This is a genomic window from Sphingomonas mollis (assembly GCF_016427505.1).
In the GTDB taxonomy this organism is placed as follows: Bacteria; Pseudomonadota; Alphaproteobacteria; order Sphingomonadales; family Sphingomonadaceae; genus Sphingomonas; species Sphingomonas mollis.
In genome coordinates this window covers 315186-335171 of record NZ_JAELXS010000005.1, presented here as the reverse complement: position 1 = coordinate 335171, position 19986 = coordinate 315186, and the positions used below count along the sequence as shown (strand labels likewise).

The following is a 19986-nucleotide window of genomic DNA, read 5'->3' as shown; positions in this document are numbered from 1 at the left end:
GGTCCGTACGATGGCGCGCCCAGTCAGCGGAATATGATGTCGGAAACAGCGATGACCGATCCCACGGACGAAAAGAAGCCCACGCAGTCCTCCGGGCGGCGGTTACGTGGCGCGGTGGCGCATACGCTGGGGCGGGCCATCCTGGCGGGCGATTATGCGTCGGGCGATGCGTTGCCGGGCGAACTCGCCTTTGCGGAATCGCTCGGCGTGTCGCGTGGCGCCTATCGGGAGGCGGTGCAGGCGCTGATCGCGAAGGGGCTGGTCGAAAGCCGGCCCAAATCCGGCACCCGCGTCCTGCCGCGCCACCGGTGGAACATGCTCGATCCCGATGTGCTCGCCTGGGCCTTTGCGGGCGATCCCGACATGCAGTTGCTGCGCAGTCTGTTCGAACTGCGCGCGGTGGTGGAACCGGCGGCGGCGGCCTTCGCGGCGGAGCGCCGCGATCGCGACGATCTGAGGATGTTGAAGGACGCGCTGGGCAGGATGCGGCGCCACACGCTGTCGAACGATGCGGGGCGGGCGGCCGACCGCGAATTCCATGCCGCCATCCTGACGGCATCGCGCAACGATGCGTTGATAACGCTCAGTGCCGGCATCACCGCGGCGGTCGAATGGACCACCCAGCTCAAACAGCGCGACCGCGTCCTGCCGCGCGATCCGATGCCCGAGCATGTCGCCGTCTACGACGCGATCGTCGCGGCCGACCGTCAGGCCGCCGCCGAGGCGATGCGCAAGCTCGTCGATCTGGCCCTGGCCGACACCCGTGCCGCGCTCGACGGCAAGGTTGGATAACCCGCGTCGATCCGCTGGCTAGCCTATCGAACAGGACGAAATCGCCGGCTCGAACCGGGCATTGTGCAACTGGCGTAACCGTTCGATCTGGGCGAGCGACGCCGACAGGATCGTCGACGGCGCCAGCGCATCGGCGCGGTGCAGGGCCACGACCTCGTCATCGGGCAGAGCGCGCATCGCCGGCTCGTCGATCGTGTACAGGCCGGCGATATCGTGATCCCGGCCATCCGCCTTTCGCACCGACAGGATCAGCGGGCGGACGAGGCGTTTGGCGGCATAGCGCGCGATCAGCGTCCGGGCGGCGGCGATGTCGGCCATCACCTGTTCCAGCGCCTGATGCAGATGGCCCAGCAAGGGGGCGGGGCGGCCATCGGCGAACAGGGGCTCGCCATCGGTGCCGATCGTCGGATCGGCGACGTCCACGGCCAGCCCGGCGGCACCATTCGGGTCGAGCCGGAAACCCGTTAAAAGCGCGGCGCGCGGTATATAGGTCGCCTGGAAATGCCCGCCGAACGAAAAGAGATTGGTCGGCTCGACCAGTCCCAGCAGGGCGATCAGATCGAACCGGCCCGTGTTCGCGTCCTTCGCAAGACAGAGCGGCATGTCGGCGGCGGCAAAGGCGATCTCGGATAGGCCCAGTTGCACGATCTGGCGCGTCGCACCGGCCGCGTTGCGATCGAAGCATAGCGCGCCATGGTCGGCCATGTTCAGGGGGGCGATACGGCTCATACCAGTTGCAGGCCATGGTCGCGCACCGCGCGCAACAGATCGCGGTGGCGCGGCGCCCGGTGCAGCAGATCGGCCCGTGCGCGGTCGTTGCGCGCGACGAAGCGGCCTGCCATCACCGCGTCGGGCGAAGCGGCATCGACGCGCGGATAATCGCTGGCGAATTGCATGCCGTGCAGGACGTATTGATAGCTCGGCCATGAGAACACCTCGCGCGCATGGTCGAAATCCTGCGGCGCCGGCGAATGGTGTCGCCAGAGATCGAGCCGTTCGCGCAATCCGTCCGGGATCGATGACGGGGCGGTGTTGTCCCGCCAGAACGCGGTGTCGGTCCGTTTGGTCAGGACGTAGTGGAGCTTCAGGAATTCGATGATCCGCTGCCAATGATGGCGGAACGTGTCGTTGAACTGGTGCGCCATCACGTCCATCGCCGATCGCGTGCGCGGGAACCGGTCGGCGATGGCATCCATCGACGTCTCGATCAGCATCAGCGCCGATGCCTCCAGCGGTTCGATGAAGCCCGCCGACAGCCCGACGGCGACGCAGTTGTTCTGCCAGAACCGCTCGCGGTGGCCGGCGTCGATGCCGATCCGGCGCACGGACAGTCCGTCGGCGCGTGGCCCGACATAACGGCGGAGTGCCGCCTCCGCCGCATCGTCGCTGGTGTGCGCGCTGCTGTATACATGGCCGACGCCGCGGCGCGTCCACAGGCCGATGTCCCAGATCCAGCCGGCGTCCTGCGCGGTCGAGACGGTGTGACAGGTGATGTCGTCGTCCTCGCCGTCATAGGGCACCTGCATCGCCATCGCGCGGTCGGCGAACAGCACGTCGCTGCACCGTCGGAACGGCACGCCATAGACGCCGCCGATCAGCAGCGCGGCAAAGCCGGTGCAGTCGACGAACAGGTCGCCCGCCAGTCGTCGGCCATCGCCCAGTTCGATGTCGGTGATGTCGCCATTGTCGGCCATGTGCGGGCGCACCACGTCGCCCAGCACGTGCTCCACGCCCAGATTGTCCACGGCATGATCGCGTAACAGGGTGGCGAACTTGCCCGCGTCGAGGTGATAGGCGTAATTCGCATGGCCGGCATATTCGGGCATCAGAATGGTCTTGGGCGCCAGCCCGGCGTCACACAGCGTCGCCTGGAAATCGACCCAGCTGGCGAAATCCGCCGCCTCCGTCGCGGGGCGATGCAACCAATGCGGTGCCAGATCGATCTCGGTCGCGCCCGCGGGCGGATTGAGCGGATGGTAATAGCCATCGGCCGGCGATCCGTCCGTCCAGCCGACGAAGCGGGCGCCCTGTTTGAACGCGGCGTCGCATGACCGGATGAAGTCGGTTTCGGTGATGCCGATCTTCGCCAATGTGTTGCGCATCGTCGGCCATGTGCCCTCACCGACGCCGATCGTCGGCACGTTGGTCGATTCGACCAGCGTGACGCGGACGCCGCTGCCGGACCGTTTCGCCTGCGCCGCCAACCGGCACGCCGCGATCCAGCCGGCCGATCCTCCGCCCACGACGACGACATGTTGCACCAGTCCGTTCACAGCTTCCTCTCCGGGGAACATGTCGTTCTCCCAAAATGCTCCGATAGGGCGCATCCCCTGCTATTTCTGATTGTATTTATCATACAATGAATTTAGCAATCGAATTCATCCTGCCCGGTCGAGGCGGGGGACGATTAAACGAAGGGGAGAGCGATGGCTATCACGCAACGAGTTTCCGGGCGCCGGGCACTGTACACGGCATATGGACTGGCCAGCGCCATGGGCGCCCTGATCGTGGCCACGCCGGCACTGGCGCAAACCCAGACCCCGACCGACCAGGCCGCCAGCCAGCTGCCGCCCGCCGAGTCGACCGCCGTTCCGCCCAGCCAGGCCGAAACCGATGCCTCGGCCGCCGATATCGTCGTTACCGGCATCCGCGCCAGCATCGCCTCGTCCGCCGCGCAGAAGCGTGACGCATCGGGCATCATCGACGCGATCTCGTCCGAGGATCTCGGCAAGTTCCCCGACGCCAACGTCGCCGAATCGTTGCAGCGTATTCCCGGTGTGGCGATCGATCGCAGCAACGGCGAAGGCCAGTCGGTCACCGTCCGTGGACTGGGGCCGCAGTTCAACACCGTGCTGTTCAACGGTCGCAGTTTCGCCTCGGACAATTTCAACCGCTCGTTTTCGTTCGACCTGATCCCGGCCGAACTGATCAGCGGCGCGCAGGTGTACAAGAGCGCACAGGCGCCGTTGCAGGGCGGCGGTATCGGCGCGACGATCAACATCCAGACGCCGCGTCCGCTCGCGCTGAAGGAATTCAAGGGCATCTTCACCGCGAAGGCGCTGTACGAGAAGAACAGCGAAAAGGTCACGCCGCAGCTGTTCGGCCTGTTGAGCGACACCTTCGGCGACGGTCGCCTCGGCCTGTTGGGATCGCTGTCCTACCAGAAGCGTATCGCGTCGGTCGACTCGGTTACCAATGGTGGCTATCTGCCCAGAACGTCGGTCGGGCCGAACAGTGCGCCGTTGTTTACCAACGTCTATGCCCCCCGCAATCAGGACGTGGGTAACGCGCGCGACGTCCGTACCCGTCTAGGTGCGACGCTGGTCGCGCAATATGAGGTCAACGATACGCTGACCTTCACGGCCGATGGCCTGTACAACAAGTTCAAGAGCGACTCGACGACGCGCGCGTTGGGCAGCTGGTTCGAACCGTCGAGCTACACCGCCGCGACGATCGACAGCAACCGCACGATCACCTCGCTGACGACCAACGGCAACGCCGACTTCATCTCGTCGGGCGCGATCCGCGACACGACGACGTGGGAAGCCGGCGGCAATATGGAATGGAATCCCAGCAACCAGTTCAAGATGACGCTGGACGCCAGCTGGTCGCGCGCGAAGAACGCCGGCGGCGGAAAATCCTATTTCGCCGTGATCGGTTCGCCGTCGCGATACACGTTCAATCAGGCCGAGGACGGCGGGATCGGATCGACCTCCGGCTACAGCACGGGTGCGCTGACCAACCCGGCACTGGGCCGTACGCACATCGCGGGCGTCAACGGCAACGACATCACCGAGAAGGTGACCGAGTATCGGTGGAACAACGAATGGAAGCCGGACACCGGGATCGTCAAGGCGCTCCGCTTCGGCCTGGCGCGCACGTCGCGTGACAAGAACAACGTGCCGATCACCTCGGCCGATGATGTCGGCTGCGTCTATTGCGGTTATCCGACACTGGCCGATCCATCGTTGCTGTCGTCGTACACGATGAACTCGCTCGGCGCGAAGAGCGGGTCGGTGCCGCTCACCTTCCTGACCTTCGATCCGCGGGCCTATCTGAACTTCCTGACCAGCGCGGCCGCGACGTCGGCGCTCGATCGGGCGCAGGGATTGGCGGCCGGCACGACGGCCGCACGCTATGCCCGCGCCAACGGCTACACCGCGACGCCGCAGCCGTCGGCGCGTGTGAAGGAAACCGTGTACGCCAGCTATGCCGACGTCGATTTCGAGGCGGACATCGGCAGCATGCCGTTGTTCGTCAACGTCGGTGCGCGGTACGAGTACACCGAACTCAGCTCGTTCGGTCAGCAGCGGCAGTTGATCGACCTTACCCCGACCGGCGGCAATCCGCCGACCGATCCGACGATCTATGTCGGCGTGTTCGCCAGTCCGGCGGGCGTGTCGATCACGCAGAAATCGTCCTACAGCAACTTCCTGCCGACCGCGAACGTCCGCCTCAATCTGACACCGAAGCTGCAGGTTCGCGCCGCGGCGTACCAGACGCTGACCCGTCCGGCGATCGGCGATCTGGCGCCGACCTTCAACACCGATACGCTGCGTCCGGCGACGCTGAGCGCCAACGGCGGCAATCCCAACCTGAAGCCATATCGTGCCAACAACGCCGATCTGTCGGTGGAATGGTATCCAACGACGACGACGACGCTGTCGGCGGCGGTCTTCTTCAAGAAGGTCGACGACTTCATCATCCAGAGCTTCGGTGATGAGCGGTTGCCGATCCTCAATGCTGGCAACGCGCAGGGCGTGCGTCTGCCGGTCGGCGGGCTGATTACACAGACCGGTGGGCAGTTTTTCGGTGAGTTCAGCGTGCGGCGTCCGCGCAATGCGCAATCGCTGGAGATCAAGGGCCTGGAATTGAACGTGGTCCACACGCTCGACTGGCTCCCCGGCGTCCTGAGCGGTTTCGGCGTGCAGGCCAATGCGACCTTCGTGAGCACCAACCGCGAATTCGACGTGACCCAGATCGGTCAGTCGTTCGCGGCGGAAGGGATCGGCAATTCGCAGAACGCCACCGTGTTCTATGAAAAATACGGCATCTCGGCACGCATCGCCTATAACCGTCGCGAGCGGTTCCTGCGTCAGTTGGCGGGCGGTTCGGGCAACGAGCCGATCTTCGTGCGCGATTACGGCCAGTTCGACGGTAGTGTCGCCGTCAACGTGACGCCGGCGGTGCAAGTGTTCGTGGAAGGCACCAACCTGTTCAACGCCAAGTATTTCACGACCGGGCGTTTCGACAACCAGTTGCTGTCGTATCAGAATTTCGGACCACGTTACGACGCAGGCGTGCGCTTCTCTTTCTGAGAATATAAAGAAGCAACCGGGGCGGGATCGACGTGCGATCCCGCCCCGGCTTTTGTTGATCCCGACTGTCCGTACCGCGTACGAAGTCCCCCTCAGCGCCGGAGAGAAGTATGCGTGGCAAGACAATCCTGATGGCGTCGGCGGTCGTCGCGGCATTCAGCGGCGTCGATGCGCAGGCGAAGGTGACGGCACCGGCCGGGGCGCGGATATTCCGCCTCGACGGCGCCGGCGTGACCTATGCGATGGGCGTCGACGACAAGGGCTATCTGCAACCGCTATATTGGGGCGCACCGCTCGCCCCCGGCGATCCGCTCGTCTCGACCGACCCGGTGAAGACCGGCGATCCCGTGCTGGTGAAAGCGCCCGGCGAACTGTCGGGATTCGATCCGGCGGGATCGGTCACGTTGCAGGAATATCCGGGGCAGGGCGAAGGGCTGGTCAACGATCCCGGCATCAAGACGATCTTCGCCGACGGCAATCGCGATCTGGTGCTGAAGTACAAATCGCACTCGGTGCGCGGCGAGACGCTGGTGATCGAGCTGGCCGACATCAACCGGCCGCTGACCGTGACCCTGCGCTATACGATCGATCCCGACACCGGCGTGCTGGCGCGATCCGCCTCGGTCCGCAATGGCGACAGCCGGCCGGTGCGGGTCGACCAGATCGCTTCGGCGGTGTTCACGCTGCCGGTGAGCGACGATTACCGCCTGCACTATCTGACCGGCCGTCACGCCGCCGAATGGACGAAGAAGGACGTTGCGATCACGCCGGCGCTGACCGTGCTGGAAAGCCGGCGCGGATCGACCGGTCACGGCAACAACCCGTATTTCGCGATCGGCAAGGACGGCGTGACCAGCGAGGATGCCGGCCCCGTCTGGTACGGCGCGCTGGCATGGTCGGGATCGTTCCGGGTCAGTGTCGGCCAGGACAATCTCGGTCGCATCCGCATCATGGGCGGGTATAACCCTTACGACTTCTCATGGACGCTGAAGCCGGGCGAGACGCTCGACACGCCGGTGTTCTACGCCGGCTATTCCAACGCCGGCATGGGCGGTGCCTCGCGCACGTTCCACAAGTTCGAGATTGCACACATCCTGCCCGGCGGCGAAAAGGCGAAACCGCGGCCGGTGGTCTATAACAGCTGGGAAGCGACCGCGTTCGATGTGACCGAAATCGGCCAGGAAGCGCTCGCCGAAAAGGCTGCCCGCATCGGCGTGGAGCGCTTCGTCGTCGATGACGGCTGGTTCGGCGCGCGCAACAGCGACAAGGCGGGACTGGGCGACTGGACGGTCAACCGCACCAAATTCCCCAACGGCCTGAAGCCGCTGATCGACAAGGTCCATACCCTCGGCATGGATTTCGGCCTGTGGGTCGAACCGGAAATGGTGAACGTCGACAGCGACCTGTACCGCGCGCATCCCGACTGGGTGCTCAACTATCCCGGCCGCCCGCGGACGGAGGGACGCAATCAGCTGGTGCTGAACCTGGCGCGAACGGATGTGCGCGATCACCTGCTCGGCGTGCTCGACAAGCTGGTCGCCGAGAACGACATCGCGTTCCTGAAATGGGATTATAACCGCAACTGGACCGAAGCCGGTTGGCCGCAGGTGGCGGTGCAGGACCAGCAGCGCGTCTATGTCGAATATGTCCGCAACCTCTATTACATCCTGTCCGAACTGCGTCGCCGCCACCCGAAGCTGGAGATCGAGGGCTGCTCCGGCGGCGGCGGTCGTGTCGATCTCGGCATCCTCGGCCTGACCGACGAGGTCTGGCCGTCGGACAACACCGATCCCGCCGACCGGCTGATGATCCAGGACGGCTTCACCCAGGCCTATCCCGTCGCGGTCATGATGGCGTGGGTGACCGACAGCCCCAACTGGGCGAACACGCGCACGACCTCGCTCGATTACCGGTTCCTGTCGTCGATGCAGGGCGGGCTGGGCATCGGTGCCAATCTGGACAAGTGGAAGGACGAGGACTTCACGACCGCCAGCAAATGGGTCGCGGCGTACAAGACCATCCGCCAGACCGTGCAGCGCGGCCAGTTGTACCGGATCGATCCGCCGGTCAGGGACAATGCGTCGTCGGCCACCATGTACGTGTCGCAGGACAAGCGTCAGGGCGTGATGTTCCAGATGCTGCATTCATCGATGTGGCGCGACAATCCCGCGCCGAACCATCCCAAGGGGCTCGATCCCGCCCGGTCCTATGCGGTGTCGGTGCTGGGCGGCGGTGCGTTGCCGGATGGCGTGCCGGCCCGCGCCAGTGGCGCCTACTGGATGGAACGCGGCCTGCGGGCGCCGCTGAAGGGCGATTTCGTCGGCACGGCGTTCGTCTTCGAAATGAAGGACTGAAGGTGCATCGCATGAAGATGGTGGTTCGGTCGATCCTGGGCGCGGCCCTGACGGCAACGACGCTTCCGGCCTTGCCGGTCGGGGCGCAGGCGACGGCGCCGGCACATAGCTTCGCGGTTGGCGGGTCGCAGTTCCTGAAGGACGGCAAGCCCTATCAGGTCATCTCCGCCGAGATGCATTATGTCCGGATACCGCGCGCCTATTGGCGCGATCGCCTGCGCAAGGCACGGGCGATGGGGCTGAACACCATCACCACCTATGCCTTCTGGAACGCGCACGAACCGCGCCCCGGCGTGTATGACTTCACCGGCCAGAACGACATCGCCGGCTTCATCCGCGATGCGCAGGCAGAGGGACTCGATGTTATCCTCCGGCCCGGCCCCTATGTCTGTGCCGAATGGGAACTGGGCGGTTATCCGTCCTGGCTGCTGAAGGATCGCGGCCTCGTCCTGCGATCGACCGACCCGACCTACACCGCCGCTGTCGAGCGATGGATGGTCCGGCTGGGGCAGGAGGTGAAGCCGCTGCTGTTGCGCAATGGCGGCCCGATCGTCGCGGTGCAACTGGAGAACGAATATGGTGCCTTCGGCGACGACAAGGCGTATCTGAAGGGGCTGGAGGCGACCTATCGCCGTGCCGGACTGGCGGACGGTGTGCTGTTCACGTCCAATCAGGCGGGTGATCTGGCCAAGGGCTCGCTGCCGCATCTGCCCTCGGTGGTGAATTTCGGATCGGGCGGCGCGCCGAACGCGGTCGCGAAGCTGGAGGCGTTCCGGCCCGATGGCGTGCGCATGGTCGGTGAATATTGGGCAGGGTGGTTCGACAAATGGGGTGAGGACCACCACGAAACCGATGGTCGCAAGGAGGCCGAGGAACTGCGCTTCATGCTGAAACGCGGTTATTCTGTGTCGCTGTACATGTTCCATGGCGGCACCACCTTCGGTTGGATGAACGGCGCCGATTCGCACACCGGCACCGATTATCACCCCGACACGACGAGCTATGATTACGACGCCCCGCTCGATGAAGCCGGCAATCCGCGGTACAAATACGCGCTGCTCGCCTCGGTCATCGCCGAGGTCACGGGCAAGCCCCCCGCGCCGGCCCCCGCGCCGAGTGTCGCCGCCACGTTCCCGGTGTCGCCGATCCGGCGCAGCGCATCGCTATGGGACAATCTGCCCGATCCGATCCGCGCCCGCCGGCCGATGACCTTTGAGGAACTCGACCAGAATTACGGCTACGTCCTCTACCAAGTGACGCTGGCCAAGGGGAAGGCAGGGCCGCTCCTGCTCAAGCGCATGCACAGCTATGCGCAGGTCTATCTTGACCGCAAGCTGGTCGGCACGCTGGATCGCCGGCTGGGGCAGGAAACGGTGAACCTGCCGCAGCGGGATGGTCCGGTGACGCTCGACATCCTGGTCGAGAATACCGGGCGGGTGAATTACTCGCATGCGATCCGTACCGAGCAGACGGGGCTGACCGGCGCGGTCACGCTGAACGGCCAGCCGATCGAGGACTGGCGCATGTTCCGCCTGCCGATGAACGACCTGTCGACGCTGCGCCTGTCGACCGCCCCCTGTATCGGTCCATGCTTCTACGAAACCGAGATGACGGTGGACCGGCCGGCGGACACGTATCTGGACATGCGCGGGCTGCATAAGGGGCAGCTGTGGCTGGGCGAGCATAATCTCGGCCGCTTCTGGTCGATCGGCCCCGTCCACACGCTCTACACGCCGGCGCCGTGGATGAAGCAGGGTGCCAACCGCATCCTGTTCTTCGACCTGACCGGCGATGCCACCGATCGCCTCACCACCGTGAAGGCACCGGTTTTCGGCAAGGTCACCAAGACCCGCGAGGCGCAGTAAGCGGGTCTATTTCCGCTTGCACGGAAAAGCGCGGCGCAGCGCGTCGCGGATCACGAATGACGGCGCGACGCTGGTCTTCCCGGCCTGTTTGCGCAGATATTTGCGTGCGACGGCGGCAACCTCGATATTCGAGGAACGGGCGGTCGACGGGCAGATCTGACGGGACAGCGACAGGGCGTCGAACACCCCGATGATATAGCCGGTGCAGAAATTCGAGGTGGGATCGGTATCCTTGCCCCGGCAATATTCGACCAGCTGGCCGGTCGTCAGCGAACTGACCACGACCGGTCGATCCGCCGCAGCCAGCATCGCGAGCATGAACATCATCATCAAGGTTCCTTCGAGTGACGACGGCCCTTCACGCCGGCGCCGGCCCTATCTCGACGCGGCGGTCAGATAGGGCAACAGCCGCAACCGGGGAAACACGTCGTCGAGCGACCGGGTGTCCGGCAGGATATAGACCACGCCGCCCCGCTTCTGGAACAGCGGGCGAAGCGTTTTGGCGTAGAAGCTGGTGCCTACGTTGATGCAGCCGAAGGTGATCCGGTTGTCGTCCGGGGCCGGCGACGCCAGCCGCACCAGCCGCTGTTCCTTCTTGTTGGTATTGATGACCGCGTGCAGCGCGACCGAATTGACGTAATCCACCCAGAGCACGCGCTGGCGGCCAAAGGCTTTCCCGAATTTGGCGACGTACCGGCCCGCCGGCGTCGTCCGTTCGGCCGGGCCGATCTCCGACAGGCTCTTGGCCCCTACGCCCGGGGACGAGTCATCGCCGACGCCGACACCGATCAGCACCGGCGTCTGGCCGAGCGGCTTGCCCTTCGCATCGAACAGGAAAAGCGATGCGGTCTGCTTGTCGATGACCGCATAGGGAAGGGCGCCGTTGTCGCGCGCCGCCGCGACCCAGGCGGTCAGACGAATGGTCGACGCCGATGGCGGCGGCAGCTCGATCGCCGACACGGCGGCTTCTTCGGGGAGCGGCTTTGCCGGCACGCGGGCTACGCCCTTGCGATCGCGAGGATGTGGCCCTGCGGCGGCCGGCGACACGAGCGCCGCAAACAGCGCGGGGATCAACCCCGCGCTACAGGCGATGTGGAACAATCTGGTCGACACAATGGCCTTGTTCAGCGGAACGCTCCGTCGATGCAAGCGCGTTGTGCGATGACGTGCCTAGCCGCGGGGCTTGCGCTGCTGGCGCTGCAACTGTTGCTGCATCTGCTGGTCGAGGCCATCGACGCGGCCATTTATCTGGTCGATGCGCTGGGCGTTCTGTTGCGCCTGACCGGCGGCGGCCTGTGCCTGGGTAAGCGCCTGGCCCGACGTGCCCTCGACCGTGCGCAGTCGTCCGTCCATGCCGTCGATGCGCGAGTTCACGGTCGCGATCTGCTCGCGGACGAACCCCTTCGTGGCGCAACCGCCCAGCGCGGTCGAACCGATCAGGATCATCACGACGGCCGAATATTTCGGAAGAACTGAACGCATATACTTACCTCTCCAATTTGGTCGTGCCAGTCAGGTCAGGCTTGCGGTCGGTTGACAATCGCTATCGGCCGAGACGTGCGGGTTATACGGCGAAACTATAAGGCTGGCTATCCATCGCTTACTGATATCCGGCATCAAATGTTTGCGACGAACTGATCGTGGATTGCGCCGTGCCGCAGCGAAGTCCCGACATACTTATGCAATGTTATGCTGGGGATTGAACGCCACGTTCAGGCGTGCCCGATCTGTCCGTTGTCGACATCCAGATCGCGCAGATCGCGCCCGCGGGTTTCGCGCCCGAACCAGGCGACCAGTATCAGCGATGCGGCGGTCGGCAGCATCATCAACCCGGAGGACAGGCCCATCGACAGGATGATGCCGCTGATCGTCAGTCCCTGCGCGAACAGGCCGCCGCCCTTGGTGCAGGCCGCGACCCAGCCCGTCGCCCGTCCCCGCACCCTCAGCGGAAAGCTCTCGGCGGTGTAGGGCAGGACGATGGCGATCATGCCGTTGGTGCCGACGATCAGCAGCGCCACCGGCAGCACCGGGCTGCCGCTCCCCGCCAGTTCCAGACGCAGCACCAGCAACAGGCCGGCCAGCGTCAGCGCGATCATCGTCACCAGCGCCCATTTCGCGCTCCACCGGCTGTACAGCAACGCCGCGATGAATACGGTGGGAAAGGCGATCAGCGCGCTTTCGGCGAGCAGCCTGCTCGACACGCCGACCGAATATCCCTTCGCGACGAGATCGGCCGGCAACCACAACAACAGGCCGAAGTTGATGAGCCCCCATGACAGCGCACAGATGCTGAGCGCCGCCAGCTTGCCGTATAACCGCGGGCCGGTGAGGGCGTGCGCGCCGCGTTTCTGCACGCTCGCCGTCGCGCTCACGCTGGACGCGGTCGCCCCGAAGCGCCGCATCACCGCCTCCGCTTCCTGCACCCGGCCACGGGCGAGAAGGAACTTGGCCGATTCCGGGATGAGCGCGCCCAGCAAGACCAGTGTCAGCCCGGTCGGCAGATTGGCCAGCCACAGGATGCGCCAACCGAAGATCGGTTGCAGCAACGCCGACAGACCGCTCGCCGCGAAATAGCCACCCACCGCGCCCAGCCCGCCGACGAGCACCAGGCTCCAGCCGCGATGCCGGGTCGGCATCATCTCGGCCAGCAACGCATAGGTCACGGGCAGCATCCCGCCCGCCGCCGCCCCCATCATGAAGCACATGGCGATGTTCCACGCCAGACTGGGCATCGCACCGCAGATCGAGGTGCCGACGAACATCACCGCCGACAGCAGGATCGATGCCTTGCGGCCGTACACATCGGCGATCCAGCCCCACAACACCGATCCCGTGACGGTGCCGGCCAGCGCGAAGAACGGCACCAGCGACACGGTCTTCTTCGGCACGCCATATTCGGTAATCATGCCGGGAACGGTGAAACCGAGCGACGCGGGTTTCATCACGTCGATCACCAGCGCGACGACCAGCACCGCCATCAGGCCCCAATGGGCCGGACCCAGCTTCGCATCTTCCGGCGCGGCGACGACGATGTCGGCGGCGGCGGCCCGCTGCGCGGCGACGTTGCGTGGCAGCAGTCCATAAGCCGCCACGATCGTGCCCGCGACGATCAATCCCATGCCGGCCAGCATGACATTGTCCATCGGCATGCCGGCTAATTGGTAATGCATGGCGCGGGCCATCGCGAACATCGGCAGGTGCGCGCAGACTCCGGCGGTCACCGCGACGCAACCCAGCACGAATGCCCAGACCGCCTGTCGATCCGACAATGTGCTGTTCAGCCCGCCCATAACCCATACCCCGCCAGTAATATCGCGATAGCAGCACGGACGGCCCAGGGGAAAGCGGCACCCGGTCGATAACATTCATCAATGTCCGCCCGATCAGCCCACTGAAATCCTAGAATAATCCCAACAGGCAAACGCCGCGGGAGAAAGACATGACACTGACGACCATATGCGCGCCGGTCGCGCTCGCGGTCCGGTCGATCGCGCCGTTTTGCGACGAGGTTCGCGCGGCCTTTGGCGGAACGGGCGACATCGCGCTCGATCTGTCGGCGGTCGAGGACCCCGATCTCAGCGTGATCCAGCTGGTCGAGGCCGCGCGTCGTCAGGCAGCGCGCGATGGCGCGGTGCTGACGCTGGCGCATCCCGCCACCGGTCCGCTCGCGGCGCTGCTCGACCGTGCCGGGTTCGCCGACCTGTCGCCCACCGATACCCAATTCTGGTTCCACGGAGCTGCATGATGACCGCCACGATCCTGACCGTCGATGATTCCCCCAGCCTGCGGATGGCGATCCGCATCGCGCTCACCAATGCCGGTTATACCGTGGCGGAGGCGGGCGACGGGGTAGAGGGGCTGGCGCAGGCTGCCGCGACCCGCTTCGACCTGATCGTCACCGACCTGAACATGCCGAACATGGACGGGCTGACGATGATCCGCGAACTGCGCAAGCAGCCGGCGCAGGCGGGCGTGCCGATCATTTTCCTGACCACCGAATCCGACGCCGGGATGAAGGCACAGGCCAAGGCCGCCGGCGCCACCGGCTGGCTGGTGAAGCCGTTCGTCCCCGATCAACTGGTGAAGATCGCGCGCAAGGTGCTGGGCCGTTGAGCGCTGTCGATCCGGTGGCGATCTTCCGCGTCGAGGCGGGGGAGTTGCTCGATCAGGTCGAACAGGACCTGCTCGATCTCGGCCATCGCCTGACCGATGCCGCGCTGGTCGATGCGGTGTTCCGATCGCTGCACACCCTGAAAGGGTCGGGCGCGATGTTCGGGTTCGATGCGCTGGCCGCGTTCACCCATCACTGCGAAACCGCGTTCGACCGGGTCCGCAAGGGGCTGGCACCGGCGACCGCCGAACTGGTCGCGGTGATCCTGTCCGCGCAGGACCATATGCGCGCGCTGGTCGATGGCGACGCGCCCAGGGCCGATGGCGACGCGATCCTCGCCCGGCTGGAGGCGGCGATCGCGGACGGTGCCGATCTGCCCGTCGGCGCTCCGGTCGTGGCCGGCGGCGGTGGCTGGCGGTTGTCGTTTGCGCTGCCCGTCGATGCGATGGCCAACGGCACCAATCCCCTGATGCTGCTCGATGAACTGCGCGAGCTGGGACCCTGCACCATCGTCGCACGCACCGATACGATCCCGCCGCTCGACGACCTGACGCCGACCGACTGCCATATCGGCTGGGACGTGACGTTCGCCGGCGCGGTAACGCGCGAAGCGATCGAGGATGTCTTCATCTTCGTCATGGACGATATGGAGATGACGCTGGCGCCGCTGGATGCGGCGGCCGATGAAGTCACGCCGGACGTCGACCTGCCACCTGTCACGGATGTCGCCAGGGCCGATCCCGTATCCGTCGCCGCCAAGGCCGGCGAAAGCGTCCGCGTGCCCGCCGAACGGCTCGATACGCTGATGGACCGGGTCGGCGAACTCGTCATCGCGCAGAGCCGGCTGTCGCAGCTGGCCGGACAGGACGGCGGGCTCGCCCTGCGCTCCGTGTCCGAGGAGATCGAGCGGCTGGCCGGCGAGTTGCGCGACACGATGATGGTGTTGCGGATGGTGCCGGTCGCCACCCTGTTCGGGCGCTTCCGCCGGCTGGTCCACGATCTGGCGCGCGATACCGGCAAGGCGATCGAGCTGGTCACCGAGGGCGAGACGACCGAGGTCGACAAGACCGTGGTCGAACGCCTGTTCGATCCGCTCGTCCACCTGATCCGCAACAGCTGCGACCATGGTCTCGAAACCGCCGACCAGCGCCTCGCCGCCGGCAAGCCGGAGGCCGGCATGGTCCGCCTGTCCGCGCATCAGGCGGGCGGCGAGGTCGTCATCACCATCCGCGACGACGGCCGCGGCATCGACCGCACCCGCGTCCGGGCCAAGGCGGAGGCGAACGGGTTGATCGAACCCGGCGCGGTGCTGGGCGATCAGGAACTGCTGCAACTGATCTTCGCGCCCGGTTTCTCGACCGCGGCGCAGGTCACGAACCTGTCGGGCCGCGGCGTCGGCATGGACGTCGTCAAACGCACGATCGAATCGCTGCGCGGGACGATCGACGTCGCCAGCATCGATGGCGAGGGTTCGACGATCACGTTGCGCATCCCGCTGACGCTGGCGATCATCGAAGGGCTGCTCGTTCGCGTCGGCGAGGGGCGCTATGTCGTGCCGCTCGCATCGGTCGAGGAATGTCTCGAACTGTCGCTGGAGGAAGACCTGCGCTCGCGTGCGCGCAGCCTCATTACGCTCCGCGACCAGCTGGTGCCGTTCCTGCGCCTGCGCGATCTGTTCGCCACCGGCACGCGGCCCGATCCCTGGCAGAAGATCGTCGTCGTCTCGACCGGAGCGGAGCGGGTCGGGCTGGTGGTCGATCAGATCATCGGCAACCATCAGACGGTCATCAAGGCGATGTCGCCGCTCCACCGCGACGTCGCGTCCTTTTCCGGTGCCACGATCATGGGGGACGGCGGTGTCGCCCTGATCCTTGACATCGCCCAACTCGTCGCCACCGGCCAGTCCAGAGACCAGAGCAGGGAGGAGCGGCTGCGGGCCGCGGGATAACATCATGACCCATCCATCATCCCCTTCATCGATCGCGTGGAACGCCGATGGCGAGTTGCAGGCGCTGACCTTCGTCATGGGCACCGAAACCTTCGCGATCGAGGCGGAATTCGTCCACGAGATCCTCGACCTGCTGCCGACCACGGTGGTGCCGGGCGCCGATCCGCTGGTCGGCCACCTCATCAACTTTCGCGGCCGGGTGATCCCGCTCGCCGATCTGAAGCCCGCCTTCGCGATGGAGGCGGCGACCGACACGTCGCCCAGCCGGATCATCGTCGTCGAACTGTCGATCGGCGACGGCAACCATTATGTCGGCCTGCGCGCGGACGCGGTCGACGAGGTCGCCACGATCCATGTCGATACGGTGGAGCCGCCGCCGCAGATCGGGATGCGCTGGCCGCGCGACCACGTCCGCGGCCTCGTCCGGCGCGGTGACGGCATCGTCGTCATTCCCGACATCGCCATCCTCTTCGAACGCCTCGCAACCCGCGCGGGCCGTTCCGTCCACTGATTTCATTCCCCGGGGGGACAATTTCGATGCGTGCTACGATCAAGATGAAACTGGGTGCGACCTTTGCGGTCCTCGCCGCGATATTGCTCGCTATCGTGGGTGTTGGACTAAGCCGGCTCAACACGCTCAACGGCGCCATGTCGTCCATGGCCAACGGACCGGTGAAGCGGCTCAATATGGCGCAAAACGTCGAGGCGAAAGTCAGTCTGGTCGTCCGAAACGAAAAGAACATCGTCCTGACGTCGGATGCCGTCCAGGCCAAGACGTATGTAGAAAGCATGACGAAGCAGCGTAACGCCGTGGACCAGATGATCGACGAGGGTCAAAAACTGGCGGTGACGCCGGAAGGGCAACGGCTATGGGCGACGATGAACGATCTGTGGAGCGCCTATAAGCCCATAAACAACAGGGTTCGAGAGCTTGGACTTGCTGGCAGGAACTCCGAGGCTGCGGCTCTGACCCTGAACGAATCCAGGGACAAGGTTCTGGGGATGAGCGACGCGACGGATAAGCTCGTCAAATTCTATCAGACGCAGATGGCGGCCTCGGTTCAGGCCGGGCATGATTTATATGCGGCGGCACGTACGACGATGCTGATAGCCGCCGGCTTCGCCCTGCTGATCGCGATCGGCGGTGCGTTCTGGATCTCGCGGATCGTGTCGGTCGGCCTGGCCCGTGTCGGCACCGCGCTGGAAACCGTCGCCAGCGGCGATCTGCGCCATGATATCCACGTGACCGGCAACGACGAGATCAAGGATCTGGTCGATACGGTCAACATCATGATCGGGCGCCTGCGCGGCGTAATGGGCGATGTGAACGTCGCCGCCGACAATGTTGCATCGGGCAGCCAGCAACTGTCGTCCAGCGCCGAACAGGTGTCGCAGGGCGCGACCGAACAGGCCGCCGCCGCCGAGGAAGCATCGGCATCGATGGAAGAGATGGCGTCGAACATCAAACAGAATGCCGACAATGCCGCGCAGACCGAAAAGATCGCGCGCCAGTCGTCGAAGGATGCCGAGGAAAGCGGCGTCGCCGTCAACCGCGCCGTCATCGCGATGCGTACCATCGCCGAGAAGATCGGCATCGTGCAGGAGATCGCCCGCCAGACCGATCTGCTGGCGCTGAACGCCGCGGTCGAGGCGGCCCGCGCCGGCGAACATGGCCGGGGTTTCGCGGTCGTCGCATCGGAAGTCCGCAAGCTGGCCGAACGCAGCCAGACGGCGGCGGCCGAGATCAGTTCGGTCTCGTCCGACACCGTCGCCGCCGCTGCGTCGGCCGGTGAAATGTTGACCAGGCTGGTGCCCGACATCCGCCGTACCGCCGAACTGGTGTCCGAGATCAGCGCCGCCTGCCGCGAACAGGATATCGGCGCCAGCCAGATCAACGAGGCGATCCAGCAACTGGATCAGGTGACCCAGCAGAACGCCGGCGCGTCCGAGCAGATCTCCTCGACGTCCGATGAACTGGCGAGCCAGGCCGAGGAACTTCAGATCGGCGTCGCCTTCTTCAAGCTGGCCGACGGTGACAGCCATGCCCGCTCGGCGCAGCGGCCCGCCAGGGCACCCGTCGCCAAACCCAGGGGCAAGGCCGCTGCGGGCGTCCGGGCGAAGCCGCATTCGATCGCCGACCAGCAGGCCCGCGTCCGCGGCTTCGCACTCGATCTCAGCACGGGTGGTCCCGACAGCGAGGACGCCGAGTTCGGACGCGCGGCATGAGCGGTGCCGGCGATGTGCAGGCGGTCGTGTTCGGGCTGGGTGAGGAGGTCTTCGCCCTGCCGGTCGGGATCGTGCGCGAGATCATCGACCACCGGGATGCGTTTCGTATCCCGCACGGTCCGGACTGGCTGATGGGACTGACCGAGGTGCGGGACGAGGCGGTGCCGACGGTCGATCTGCGTCGCCGCCTCGGCCTCGATCCGGCACCGCTGACGCCGATGACGCGCATCCTGATCGTCGAGGCGGTGCTGGCCGATCGCCGGCTGACGCTGGGGCTGATGGTCGACCGCGTGCTCGATGTCGCCAGCTTCGCGGCGGCGGCGATCGAACCGACGCCGGACATCGGCGTGCGCTGGGACGCGCGCTATATTCGCGGCGTGGTGCGGACGGGCAAGGGCTTCGTCGTCCTGCTCGATCTGGCCGGCATCTTCCACGGCGGTGACGACGCGGCGGTGCTGGCAGCGGCACCGGTCGCTGCCGCCGCCTGATCCGATTCCATCCGAAGGAACCGCCCCATGTCGGCGATCGAAGCCGCCGGTTCCTCGCCCGAGGGCCGGCTCTCCACCCGCGATTTCAACCGTGTCTCCGCCTTTGTCCGGCAGCGGACGGGGATCAAGATGCCCGCCGGCAAGCACACCATGCTGGAAGGGCGGTTGCGGCGGCGGATGCGCGCCGTCGGCGTGTCGTCGCTCGGTGCCTATTGCGAGCACCTGTTCGCGGACCAGAATCTGGCCGATGAGACGCCGCACCTCGTCAACGCGGTCACGACCAACAAGACCGATTTCTTCCGCGAACCCCGGCATTTCGACTTCCTGACCGACGCCGCGTTGCCGGCACTCGCCGCGCACGGCACGCGCCGTCTGCGCGCGTGGAGCGCCGGCTGCTCGACCGGCGCGGAGCCGTACACGCTGGCGATGCTGTTGCAGGATCATGCCGATGCCGGCGGCCCGGATTACGGCATCCTGGCGACCGACATCGATACCGATGTGCTGGCCGCCGCCCGCCGTGGCATCTATCCGGCCGACATGGTCGCGCCGGTGCCGGTGCGGCTTCGCCAACGCCATGTCATGGCGGCACAGGACAGCCGCCGTCGCGAGGTGCGGATCGCGCCCGGCCTGCGCGCCGCCTGCGGCTTCGCGCCGCTCAACCTGATGGATGCGCGCTATCCGGTCGGCAGCCCGATGCACCTGATCTTCTGTCGCAACGTCCTGATCTATTTCGATCTGGAGACGCAGGCGGCGGTGATCCGGCGGCTGATCGAATGCCTCGCGCCCGAGGGATATCTGTTTCTCGGCCATTCCGAGACGATTTCCGGCATGGGCCTGCCGCTGGTCGCCGTCGCCAACACCGTCTTTCAACGGAGCTGACGCTA

Annotated in this window: 17 protein-coding genes; 11 read left to right on the top strand and 6 right to left on the bottom strand. The window is 65.7% G+C overall.

Annotation, left to right across the window (positions count from 1 at the left end):
• Positions 1 to 51: 51 nt before the first annotated feature.
• Entirely contained in the window at positions 52 to 792 is a 741-nt protein-coding gene (locus JAO74_RS11275; protein WP_233150896.1) for a FadR/GntR family transcriptional regulator, read from the top strand.
• Positions 793 to 810: 18 nt separating this feature from the next.
• Here the strand turns inward: JAO74_RS11275 and JAO74_RS11270 are convergent, their stop codons facing one another.
• Positions 811 to 1521: a SapC family protein gene (locus tag JAO74_RS11270; protein WP_199037905.1), complete on the bottom strand. Its 711-nt coding sequence runs from the start codon at positions 1519 to 1521 to the stop codon at positions 811 to 813.
• Positions 1518 to 3086, bottom strand: coding sequence for a tryptophan halogenase family protein (locus tag JAO74_RS11265; RefSeq protein WP_199037903.1), 1569 nt, complete (start codon positions 3084 to 3086; stop codon positions 1518 to 1520). The genes JAO74_RS11270 and JAO74_RS11265 overlap by 4 nt, the downstream gene beginning before the upstream one ends.
• 132 nt (positions 3087 to 3218) lie before the next feature.
• On the opposite strand from JAO74_RS11265, the gene JAO74_RS11260 reads away from it, so the two are divergent.
• From JAO74_RS11260 to JAO74_RS11250, 3 genes are all read left to right on the top strand, one after another.
• Complete coding sequence (locus JAO74_RS11260) at positions 3219 to 6110, top strand: TonB-dependent receptor (RefSeq protein ID WP_199037900.1); 2892 nt, start codon at positions 3219 to 3221, stop codon at positions 6108 to 6110.
• A gap of 110 nt (positions 6111 to 6220) precedes the next feature.
• Positions 6221 to 8464 carry an alpha-galactosidase gene (locus JAO74_RS11255; protein WP_233150895.1) on the top strand — a complete coding sequence of 748 codons (2244 nt, stop codon included), beginning with the start codon at positions 6221 to 6223 and terminating at the stop codon, positions 8462 to 8464.
• A gap of 11 nt (positions 8465 to 8475) precedes the next feature.
• Complete coding sequence (locus JAO74_RS11250; RefSeq protein WP_233150894.1) at positions 8476 to 10329, top strand: glycoside hydrolase family 35 protein; 1854 nt, start codon at positions 8476 to 8478, stop codon at positions 10327 to 10329.
• Positions 10330 to 10335: 6 nt separating this feature from the next.
• On the opposite strand, the gene JAO74_RS11245 is transcribed toward JAO74_RS11250, so the two are convergent.
• From JAO74_RS11245 to JAO74_RS11230, 4 genes are all read right to left on the bottom strand, one after another.
• Positions 10336 to 10659, bottom strand: a complete 324-nt coding sequence (locus JAO74_RS11245) for a Rap1a/Tai family immunity protein (protein WP_199037898.1) — start codon at positions 10657 to 10659, stop codon at positions 10336 to 10338.
• Positions 10660 to 10704: 45 nt separating this feature from the next.
• Positions 10705 to 11442: a hypothetical protein gene (locus JAO74_RS11240; RefSeq protein ID WP_199037897.1), complete on the bottom strand. Its 738-nt coding sequence runs from the start codon at positions 11440 to 11442 to the stop codon at positions 10705 to 10707.
• Between the two features lie 57 nt (positions 11443 to 11499).
• Positions 11500 to 11811: a hypothetical protein gene (locus JAO74_RS11235; RefSeq protein WP_233150893.1), complete on the bottom strand. Its 312-nt coding sequence runs from the start codon at positions 11809 to 11811 to the stop codon at positions 11500 to 11502.
• Between the two features lie 230 nt (positions 11812 to 12041).
• Complete coding sequence (locus JAO74_RS11230) at positions 12042 to 13619, bottom strand: MFS transporter (protein ID WP_199037896.1); 1578 nt, start codon at positions 13617 to 13619, stop codon at positions 12042 to 12044.
• Between the two features lie 149 nt (positions 13620 to 13768).
• On the opposite strand from JAO74_RS11230, the gene JAO74_RS11225 reads away from it, so the two are divergent.
• From JAO74_RS11225 to JAO74_RS11195, 7 genes are read left to right on the top strand one after another with little or no spacing between them, the layout of a single operon-like run.
• Positions 13769 to 14074, top strand: a complete 306-nt coding sequence (locus JAO74_RS11225; RefSeq protein ID WP_199037895.1) for an STAS domain-containing protein — start codon at positions 13769 to 13771, stop codon at positions 14072 to 14074.
• Positions 14074 to 14442, top strand: a complete 369-nt coding sequence (locus JAO74_RS11220; protein WP_199037894.1) for a response regulator — start codon at positions 14074 to 14076, stop codon at positions 14440 to 14442. The genes JAO74_RS11225 and JAO74_RS11220 overlap by 1 nt, the downstream gene beginning before the upstream one ends.
• Positions 14439 to 16388 carry a chemotaxis protein CheA gene (locus JAO74_RS11215; protein WP_199037893.1) on the top strand — a complete coding sequence of 650 codons (1950 nt, stop codon included), beginning with the start codon at positions 14439 to 14441 and terminating at the stop codon, positions 16386 to 16388. Before JAO74_RS11220 ends, JAO74_RS11215 begins: the two co-directional genes overlap by 4 nt.
• A 4-nt stretch (positions 16389 to 16392) precedes the next feature.
• The gene (locus tag JAO74_RS11210) at positions 16393 to 16899 is read left to right on the top strand and encodes a chemotaxis protein CheW (protein ID WP_199037892.1); all 507 of its coding nucleotides are present in this window, start codon (positions 16393 to 16395) and stop codon (positions 16897 to 16899) included.
• A gap of 26 nt (positions 16900 to 16925) precedes the next feature.
• Complete coding sequence (locus JAO74_RS11205; RefSeq protein WP_199037890.1) at positions 16926 to 18614, top strand: methyl-accepting chemotaxis protein; 1689 nt, start codon at positions 16926 to 16928, stop codon at positions 18612 to 18614.
• On the top strand, positions 18611 to 19102 hold the full coding sequence (locus JAO74_RS11200) for a chemotaxis protein CheW (RefSeq protein ID WP_199037888.1): 492 nt from the start codon (positions 18611 to 18613) through the stop codon (positions 19100 to 19102). Before JAO74_RS11205 ends, JAO74_RS11200 begins: the two co-directional genes overlap by 4 nt.
• Before the next feature lie 27 nt (positions 19103 to 19129).
• Positions 19130 to 19981, top strand: coding sequence for a CheR family methyltransferase (locus JAO74_RS11195; protein WP_199037886.1), 852 nt, complete (start codon positions 19130 to 19132; stop codon positions 19979 to 19981).
• Positions 19982 to 19986 lie beyond the last annotated feature (5 nt).